The following is an 8,537-nucleotide window of genomic DNA, read 5'->3' as shown; positions in this document are numbered from 1 at the left end:
GTTTTCCACTGACGTGTTCATCCGTTAACGCCAGGTTTGGGGATATAAGTGCGCAACCAGGCTGTCAGGCGTTCCGGCGGCATTGGATGTGCAAACAGAAAACCCTGTTTTTCATCAATGCCGACCTGGTCAAGAAAGCTGTTTTCTCCTTCTGTTTCAACGCCTTCTGCAATAACCCGACAGTGAAGTGCGTCAGCCATGCTCACGACAGTCTGTACCAGTGATTGGAGAACAGGGTTGTTGTCCACGCCTTGCACCAGGCTTTTATCCAGTTTGATGGCATCAAATCGGATAACAGACAGCCGCGCCAGCGAAGAATACCCTGTACCAAAATCATCCAGATGTAACTGTGCGCCCAGCGCCCGCAATCGCGCCAGGATTTCCTGTGTGCGGCCCTCATCTTCGCATGCCGCACTTTCCGTCAGTTCGAAATCCAGTGGACACTGTGCAAGGCCGTTTTCTTTCAGTGCGATACGCACATCATCAATGAGGGTGTCATTGGCCAGTTGTTTTACAGAAAGATTTATGGCAACCCGAACATTGACCCCTTGTTGTTGCCAGGACGCGACCTGTCGGGTGACCGTACGCAATACCCAATGTCCTAATGGAACGATGAGACCCGACGTTTCGGCACAGGGGATAAACTCTGATGGCAGCAGCATGCCCAGCTCCGGTGAATACCAGCGTACCAGCGCTTCTACGCCCTGGACGTCTCCGGTCAGACTGACCACCCGGGGTTGGTAGTACATGACCAACTGGTGACAGACAATAGCCTGGTGCAGGTGTGACTTTATCCATATCAATCGGGGTTTGGTAAGGCGCGGTTCGCCCTCGGATGGGGTCAGGGCCGGGGGGGACTCGCTGAACTTTCGAATGACCGCTGATAGGCCCCCTTTGGGGGGAAAGTTGTCTAGAGCGGACCAAGGCAACCCGATATGGGGGACGGGGTGTTCGGTTATTACCTGGGTGACAAGCTCTGGGAGAGCAACGGTCGAAGACTCGGCGTGGACATGGGCGCTCCCCATCCAGATTCTGTCGGTCTTGCGTCCTTTTAAGTACAGGCAAAACGGTTCGTTATCCTGCTGGATAAGAAGGTCCAGTTCTACGCTGTTCTCATCCAGATGGTAAACCCTGAGAAGCTGGAGGGTATCGAGCGGCAGGACAAGGTGTCGTGTCCATTTGGCGGCCGTCAAGGTCAGGGCAGGATGATCCTGACTCCATTGCCACAAGAGTGTAAAACGGGTCAGAGAGCGTTCAGAGAGGGCAGGGTGACAATGAACGGTGAGCATGACGACCTCTTTTAAAACCGAATGGAGCATGGGCCTGTGACAAGTGGTATCTGTGATTTCTCTTGCCGTATTAATACCGCGTTTTTATACCTGAGCTTTTAAACGACATGACTGGCAACATGTCGTTTTTTTGTTGCGTAATGTATTTGATAATGAAGGTTAAATGCCCCACCTTAAAATAGAGCCTCAGTCAATCAATTAAACAGGTGTATGTATATTCCCCTAAGTCACTGGCGTCAAGTTTATTTATCATCGGGGTATTTACGTACCAGGAAACGGTATTTTAGTAAGAAAGAGAGTAATCAAATTGTTAGCAGATTGTATGATGACTTCTATCGCAACGGGGAAAAACTGTCACGTCAATTATGCATTGGCGATGCGTAAAGCAGCTTTTCTTGTTGATTCTGTACATAAAACGCTCTCATTAGGGGCGCTTGGGTAGAGGTGGGGAGTGGTTTAAATCGTTGAACATTAAGTATTATTAAAAATCAAATACCATTTCGATCGTTTGTCCCGATCAATATTGCAATCATGATAGGTTTCAACTATCATGTGTTACTTATCGATCGTTATAAACAATTTAACTTTATGTAAATGTGAGGTTAGTATGATTAGGAGAAAATGCTATTCATCGTTAGTGGTCGCAACTAAAATAGTTCACACTCCATACGGAAAATGATGATAGTTAAAAAAACGAAATGATGAATATCAAAAAAATTAATTAAGGCGCCCCTGCCCATTAAATAATGGGGTGTTTTTCATGGCCTTTTTTTAGTGGTGGAAAGTTCCAGTCATACGCCAATCAAATAAGTGTAAAGCTAATTGATTGGCGGTTTTTTTATGCAAGCAAAGTGCTTGTTATTACATCATGTCAATCCTGGGAAATAATTCCAGGGTTGATTGTGTGTGTGGCGAAGTGATGCCATATCCAGTACCGGTTCTCCCGGGAAATACCGTTTAGTTCTCAATCTATAAGGAAATACGATGCGCAAGAATCTGTTAACCCTGACCCCGGCTGCCCTGTTGCTTCTCGCAGTTGCCGGTGGCGCCCAGGCCGCTTCCAACGCCCAGATCACCATTACCGGTACCGTCGTTGCGGCTACCTGTGATGTCAGCCTCTCCACCAACAACCTGGATCTGGGCAACTACACGCCAGCCCAGTTTACCGGCGTAGCCACGCCCATTCCTGCCAGCCAGCACCCGTTCACGGTAGGCCTGAGCAACTGCCAGACTCCACTGGCGGCATCAGACGCTGCTGGTCTGGTGGTGACCGGCCAGACCCTGGCGGGTAACACGAACATGTTCAACACCACCGGCACCAACACCGGCGTGATGTTGCGTCAGGCTTCTGCGCCTGCGGGGACCTATATTTCCAACGGCGACAAACTGACGGTAGCGACGGCGGGGACAACCCCTTCTGCCGCTGATTTCAATGGCCAGACGCTGAGCCTGACCGCCGGCCTGGCATCGACCAGCACCACCGGTGTGAATATCGGTGCAGTCAATGCCCCGATCCTGTTCAGCTTTGCCTACAACTGATTGTCTCCTTGTGTCAGGTGGGCTTCGGCCCACCTTTTTATCCAGGTATTGTCTGAGGTTCAGGAGCTGTGACATGCCCCGCATTCTCGTGCTGTTATCAATGCTGTCTTCCCTGTTCACGTTTTCTGTCGCTGCCCAGAATGGCGGTTTTGGCATCAATGCCACCCGCCTGATTTACCCTCAGGGGGTCGACAGCATCAGCGTGACCGTGCGCAACACCCTCACCAGTCAACCTTATCTGGTACAGGCCCGTGTGAGCGCGTCGCAGGAGAGCTACAGCCCGGCACCGTTTACGGTCCGACCGCCGCTGTTTCGCCTGGAGCCGAGCAGCGTCAACCAGATGCGCATTGTGATACAGGGCGCCAGTCTGCCTGCCGACCGTGAGTCGGTCTTCTATCTTCATGCCAGTGCCATTCCGGCCAGTGCGACACCACAGTCCGACAGTCAGCGGGCCGGGGTGCATGGCGCAGCCCAGTTTGGCGTTGGCAACATCATCAAGCTGTTTTACCGTCCCGCCTCGTTGCCGTCATCGTCACGGGCGGCGCAGCAAAGCCTGCAGTTTACCCGCGTCAGCGGTGGACTGCAGGTCAGCAACCCGTCGCCATATTTTGTCAGCTTTGCCCGCGTCCAGGTCGGTGAGCAGGTGCTGAAGCTGGATACGCCGTCCGCGCTGATGCTGGCGCCGTTTGGCAGTCATACCTTCCCGATGAAGACCGTCGCGGGTCAGGTACGGTGGCAGACCATCAACGATGAAGGGGGGCTGAATGCGTTTACTCAATCCTTGCCGTAATGCCGTTCTGTTGCTGGGCACCCTGGTCCTGGGAGGCAGTGTCGCCATGCCGGTGCGGGCGGTGACGCTCAACTTCTCCGCGGTCCTGATGCCGGGTACGTGCACTTTCAGTCTGGACAAGAGCATTCTGCCGCTGGGGACGGTCACGCAACCGCAACTTCAACCCGCGACACTGGTTGCCGCCGAGCCCTTTACGCTGCGGGTGCAGGGCTGCAGTGGCACGGATGCGGCCTTGGCGCCGGTAGTCAACATCACCGGAGACGGGATGACCCAGGACGGCCGCTGGCTGTTCCGTGCCACGGATTCTGTGGCAACCGGTGTTGGCGTGATGCTGGTCGAGACGGATGCACCACCGCCCTACAGTGCGACAGAAGTCAGGAATAATGATGATATCCCCCTGGCGGCAAAGGGCGTCAATCCGGTCGACCAGAACCTGATGTTCTATGCCGGAATGACCTGCGGCAGCACGGGATGTGGCAGCGTGCAGGTTGGGGGATTGACCGCCCGCGTCACGTTCAGTCTGGCCTACCGCTGAGGCAAAACCATGTGCACATTTCTTTTCAGCCCGAGTGGCGCGCTCGCGGTGGTGACCGGTGGTCTGTTGCTGGCGTCCGGTGTCACGCTGGCCGCGCCGTCGCCCGGCAGTCCTGGCGGTGTAAGCCTGAGTCAGACCCGAGTGGTGTTTCTGTCCACCGACAAGGCGCAGACCCTGGCGATAAAAAATACTGACAGCCGGGTCTACCTCATCCAGAGCCGGGTACAGATGACCCCGGACGAGACGACGGCGGCACCGTTTGTGGTGACGCCGCCACTGTTTACCCTGCAGCCGGACAACCGTCAGTTGTTGCGTATTGTGGCGCAGGGCGATGAACACCCCAAAGACCGCGAGTCGGTATTTTACCTGTCGGTGCTGGCCATTCCGGCACGGGAGGGGAAAGACATCGCGCCCGTACAGGTGTCGATGGGCATGCGGTTTGTCATCAAGCTGTTTTATCGCCCGGCAGGGTTGCAGGAGAGTATGGAAACGACGGCCTGCCGGTTGCGGTTCATGCCGGTGCCCGGCGGACTCCGGGTAGAGAACCCGACCCCTTATTTTCAGACGCTGGGCCACCTGACGTTCAACGGCACGCCGGTCAATATGGATGTGTCTGCGTCGATGCTGGCGCCCTTCGGGAGCGTGCGCTATCGGGTCACGGGCACGTCAGGGCAGGCCGACTGGCAGACGGTGACCGACTACGGCGGCCTGTCTGCACGTTGCCGACAGACTGTTCCATCCACACAGGAAACATCATGACGCTGTTATATCGTTTGTTCTGCCCATTGCGCACCTGTATTCGTGGGGCGGTTCTGTTGTCGGCCATATTCCTGTTGGCAGGTGCGCAGGCCGCCCCGGAGGCAGCCGCAAAAGCGACCATGACCGACAACGTCGAGCCGAAGGGGATTTCCTTTTATGTGCTTCGTGTGATTTATCCCGAGAGTGAGAGGAAAGGGGTCACCCTGACGGCCTATAACAAGACCGATCGCCCTTACCTGATGCAGTCGCGAATAAGACCGGTGGACCCGGCAACCGGCAACGTAGACATGAGTGAGAAAGGTGCAACTGCGACGGCCATGCCCTTTATCGTCACGCCGCCGCTGGCCCGTCTGGAGGCCAATGGGGAACTGACCCTGCGCATCCGGCGCAATGACGAAGTCCTGCCTTCGGACCGGGAGTCGGTGTTCTTTATTTCCATGAAGGCTATTCCGTCACAGACGGCACCGGAAGCGCGCAGTCAGGATGCGCAGCAGATGGTGCTGACGGTCGTCAGCAATATCAAGGTGTTCTACCGTCCGGAGGGGTTGAACAAGCGTGCGCTGGTCGACACCGATGTGGCGTCGAAACTGCGTTTCCGGCGGGATGGGAACCGGCTGATTGCCGATAACCCGACGCCGTACTGGCTGACATTCTCCCGACTGAAGGTGGGGACGGCAGCGCTGGACAAGGCGCAACTGCGTCTGATGGTGCCGCCTTTTGGTAAACAGGTCTATTCCTTCCCTGCGGTAACAGCAGGGAGTGTGACGTGGCAACTGATTGATGAAGATGGCTGGGATACCCCCATCCAGCAACGTCCGCTGTAGTTTTTCGCCATTGCGACAGATATGTCGCAATGGGGGGACAAGACTTTCGTTAGGGATGCGATAACAATAATGAAAATGATGACGACGGCAAAAGCACGACAGACAGAGAAAGCGCTACTGCCTGTCTTGACGGCAGCGGCCCTGCTGGTTGGTGGCGGCCCGGTCCAGGCGCGGGACTACTTTGACCCGGGTCTGTTGTCACTGGGCGGTACGCAGGCATCGGCGGTAGACCTGAGCAATTTTGAGGCATCCGGACAGGTCCCGCCGGGGACCTATACCGTCAGCCTGTTTGTCAATCAGGTAGACCGCGGTCAGCATACGCTGGTGTTCAAGGCGGACGCGAACGGGAAGATACAGCCGGAACTGACACCGGCATTCCTGCATGAACAGGGCGTCAATACACAGGCCCTGCCCGCTTTTGTCGGGTTGCCGAAGGGCGAACCGGTAAAGGACCTGTCGACGCTCATTCCAGAGTCGCAGGTGAAGTTCGACTTTGCCCAGTTACGTCTGGACCTCAGCATTCCGCAGGTCGCCATGCAGGCCAACGCTCAAGGCTCGGTCGACCCTGCGTTGTGGGACGAGGGTGTGCCCGCCCTGATGTTGAACTACAACGTCAACGGTGGACGCAACTGGCAGAGTGCCCAACCGGGCATGGGGGGGAGTACCCAGACCAACCTGTTCGGTACGGTGCAGGGGGGAGTCAACCTGCAGGCGTGGCGTCTGCGCAGCACCCTGACCACCTCTTACAATACCAGCAACCCGGACAACATGGCGTCGCAGACCACCCGGCATACGGACTTCAATAATACCTACCTGCAACGGGATATCCCCGCCTGGCGTTCGGAAGTGCTGGCGGGAGAGAACAGCACTGACAATGACGTATTTGACAGCGTACCGTTCCGCGGTGTGCGGCTCAACTCCAGCGACGACATGCTGCCCAACAGTCTGCGGGGATTTGCGCCGGTCATCAGCGGCATCGCCCAGACCAACGCCCGGGTAACGGTAAGCCAGAATGGAAACGTGGTTTACCAGACCTATGTCGCACCGGGTCCGTTCCGTATCGAAGACCTGTTCCAGACGGGCGGTGGTGGCGACCTGACGGTGACCATCACAGAGAGTGACGGCACGGTACGTACCCAGAGCGTGGCGTTCTCGTCGCTGCCGGTGATGCGTCGTCCGGGCAGCTTGAAGTATGAGCTGACGGCGGGGCGTTACAACGGGGGCATTACCGAAGGCTCCCAGGAGGCGACCTTTGTACAGGGGACGGCGATTTACGGCCTGCCGCACAACGTGACGCTCTATGGAGGCACTCTGGTGGCGAAGGACTATGCCTCCGTGGTGGCAGGGAGCGGGCTTTCGCTGGGGCATGTTGGCGCACTGTCGGCGGACGTGACTACGTCAAGTGCCAAACTGCAGGGGCAGGATGAACGACAGTCGGGTACTTCGTACCGGGTACGCTATGCCAAGAGCCTGCTGGAAACCGGTACTTCGGTCGACCTGACGGCGTATCGATACTCGACGCGCCATTACTACAGCTTTGCGGACTTCAACAACCTGGGTTACCAGTTACGAGACGGGCAGGTACCGTGGGCGTTGGAGCGCCAGCGCTCCGCATTCCAGATGCGGGTCAGCCAGCAACTGGACAGTTGGGGCTCCCTGTACCTGTCTGCGTCACGCAACGACTACTGGGGGAATGACAAGGTGATGAACACGGTGTCGGCGGGATACAGCGGCAGCTATCGCGGGGTGAGCTACGGACTGGCGTACAGCATTGACCGGGTCAAGGGGGATGGTGGTGACTGGCCAGAGAACCGTCAGGTGTCGCTGAACGTTCAGGTACCGTTAAACCTGTTCAGTCCTGCGTCGTCGTTGAGTCGTGCCTATGCCAGCTACCAGATGACCCATGACAACCACGGGCAGGTACAACAGCAGACCGGTATCAATGGAAACGCCCTGGATGACCGGATGTCCTACAGCGTGATGCAGGGGTGGTCGAACGGACAGGGCAGCAGCAACAGTACCTTGAATGCCGGCTACCAGGGTAGCAAGGGGATGGTGAACGGGGGGTACAGTTACAGCAGCAGCAACCGGTCGCTGAACTTGGGGGGGAGTGGTGCCGTTCTGGTGCATCCGGGCGGGGTGACGCTGAGCCAGATGCTGGGGAGCTCGGTAGCGGTGGTGAGTGCGCCGGGTGCTGCAGGTACTCAGGTGATGAACGGCGGCAACGTGCAGACGGATGGGCGGGGGTATGCGGTGGTGCCGTACCTGTCGAACTACCAGGCCAACAGCATCAGCCTGAATCCGGCGACGCTGCCGGACGATGTGGACCTGACGCAGTCGAGCGTGAACGTGTACCCGACCAAGGGGGCGGTGGTGCTGGCGAACTTTGCGACCCGGGTGGGTTATCAGGCGTTGGTGACCCTGTTGCAGGGTAAAACGGCGGTGCCGTTCGGTGCGCTGGTGACGGTGGAGGGAACGCCGGGGCGTGAGCCGAATACCGGGATAGTGGGCGATGACGGCCAGGTGTACCTGAGTGGGTTGCCGGAGGAAGGAAGGCTGCTGGTGAAGTGGGGCAGGGGGGCGGGACAACAGTGCCGTGCGACCTACAGCCTGGCGGGGACGGCGGTGGCGTCAAAGAACAACCCGGTACGGTCAGTTACTGTGCTTTGTAAAGGAGAGGAAGGATGAAAACGATGACAAGGGCAGTGATGGGCCTGGTGGCGCTGATGGCGTTTGCTGCCCCTTATTCGCAGGCGGAAACCATCACGATTGGTAAAGGGTCTGGGATTGTATGGGAAGGA

At 57.0% G+C, this 8,537-nt stretch carries 7 protein-coding genes; 6 read left to right on the top strand and 1 reads right to left on the bottom strand.

The window, feature by feature from the left end; translation table 11 throughout:
* Nucleotides 1–17: 17 nt before the first annotated feature.
* Nucleotides 18–1,289: an EAL domain-containing protein gene (locus U869_RS30985; protein WP_071998267.1), complete on the bottom strand. Its 1,272-nt coding sequence runs from the start codon at nucleotides 1,287–1,289 to the stop codon at nucleotides 18–20.
* Nucleotides 1,290–2,273: 984 nt separating this feature from the next.
* Between U869_RS30985 and U869_RS0120195 the strand changes: the two genes are divergently transcribed.
* From U869_RS0120195 to U869_RS0120170, 6 genes are all read left to right on the top strand, one after another.
* Nucleotides 2,274–2,828 carry a fimbrial protein gene (locus tag U869_RS0120195; protein ID WP_025123102.1) on the top strand — a complete coding sequence of 185 codons (555 nt, stop codon included), beginning with the start codon at nucleotides 2,274–2,276 and terminating at the stop codon, nucleotides 2,826–2,828.
* Nucleotides 2,829–2,901: 73 nt separating this feature from the next.
* The gene (locus U869_RS0120190; protein ID WP_025123103.1) at nucleotides 2,902–3,618 is read left to right on the top strand and encodes a molecular chaperone; all 717 of its coding nucleotides are present in this window, start codon (nucleotides 2,902–2,904) and stop codon (nucleotides 3,616–3,618) included.
* Nucleotides 3,593–4,153 (top strand): fimbrial protein, encoded by a 561-nt coding sequence (locus U869_RS0120185; protein ID WP_025123104.1) that lies wholly within the window; start codon nucleotides 3,593–3,595, stop codon nucleotides 4,151–4,153. The genes U869_RS0120190 and U869_RS0120185 overlap by 26 nt, the downstream gene beginning before the upstream one ends.
* Before the next feature lie 9 nt (nucleotides 4,154–4,162).
* Nucleotides 4,163–4,912 carry a molecular chaperone gene (locus U869_RS0120180; protein WP_025123105.1) on the top strand — a complete coding sequence of 250 codons (750 nt, stop codon included), beginning with the start codon at nucleotides 4,163–4,165 and terminating at the stop codon, nucleotides 4,910–4,912.
* Nucleotides 4,909–5,736 carry a molecular chaperone gene (locus tag U869_RS0120175; protein WP_025123106.1) on the top strand — a complete coding sequence of 276 codons (828 nt, stop codon included), beginning with the start codon at nucleotides 4,909–4,911 and terminating at the stop codon, nucleotides 5,734–5,736. The genes U869_RS0120180 and U869_RS0120175 overlap by 4 nt, the downstream gene beginning before the upstream one ends.
* A 69-nt stretch (nucleotides 5,737–5,805) precedes the next feature.
* A complete protein-coding gene (locus U869_RS0120170) occupies nucleotides 5,806–8,424 on the top strand; it encodes a fimbria/pilus outer membrane usher protein (protein ID WP_025123107.1) in 2,619 nt (872 codons plus the stop codon).
* The last annotated feature ends 113 nt before the right edge of the window (nucleotides 8,425–8,537 follow it).

This window comes from Serratia sp. H1w, from assembly GCF_000633355.1.
Lineage (GTDB): Bacteria > Pseudomonadota > Gammaproteobacteria > Enterobacterales > Enterobacteriaceae > Chania.
The sequence above is the reverse complement of the archived record's forward strand: the minus strand, read 5'-3'. Positions and strand labels throughout refer to the sequence as shown.

Excerpts from the sequence above, each read along its gene's own strand:
- U869_RS0120180 (WP_025123105.1), top strand. The coding sequence starts at position 4,163 with ATGTGCACATTTCTTTTCAGCCCGAGTGGCGCGCTCGCGGTGGTGACC.
- U869_RS30985 (WP_071998267.1), bottom strand. The coding sequence starts at position 1,289 with ATGCTCACCGTTCATTGTCACCCTGCCCTCTCTGAACGCTCTCTGACC.
- U869_RS0120175 (WP_025123106.1), top strand. The coding sequence starts at position 4,909 with ATGACGCTGTTATATCGTTTGTTCTGCCCATTGCGCACCTGTATTCGT.
- U869_RS0120185 (WP_025123104.1), top strand. The coding sequence starts at position 3,593 with ATGCGTTTACTCAATCCTTGCCGTAATGCCGTTCTGTTGCTGGGCACC.
- U869_RS0120190 (WP_025123103.1), top strand. The coding sequence starts at position 2,902 with ATGCCCCGCATTCTCGTGCTGTTATCAATGCTGTCTTCCCTGTTCACG.
- U869_RS0120170 (WP_025123107.1), top strand. The coding sequence starts at position 5,806 with ATGAAAATGATGACGACGGCAAAAGCACGACAGACAGAGAAAGCGCTA.
- U869_RS0120195 (WP_025123102.1), top strand. The coding sequence starts at position 2,274 with ATGCGCAAGAATCTGTTAACCCTGACCCCGGCTGCCCTGTTGCTTCTC.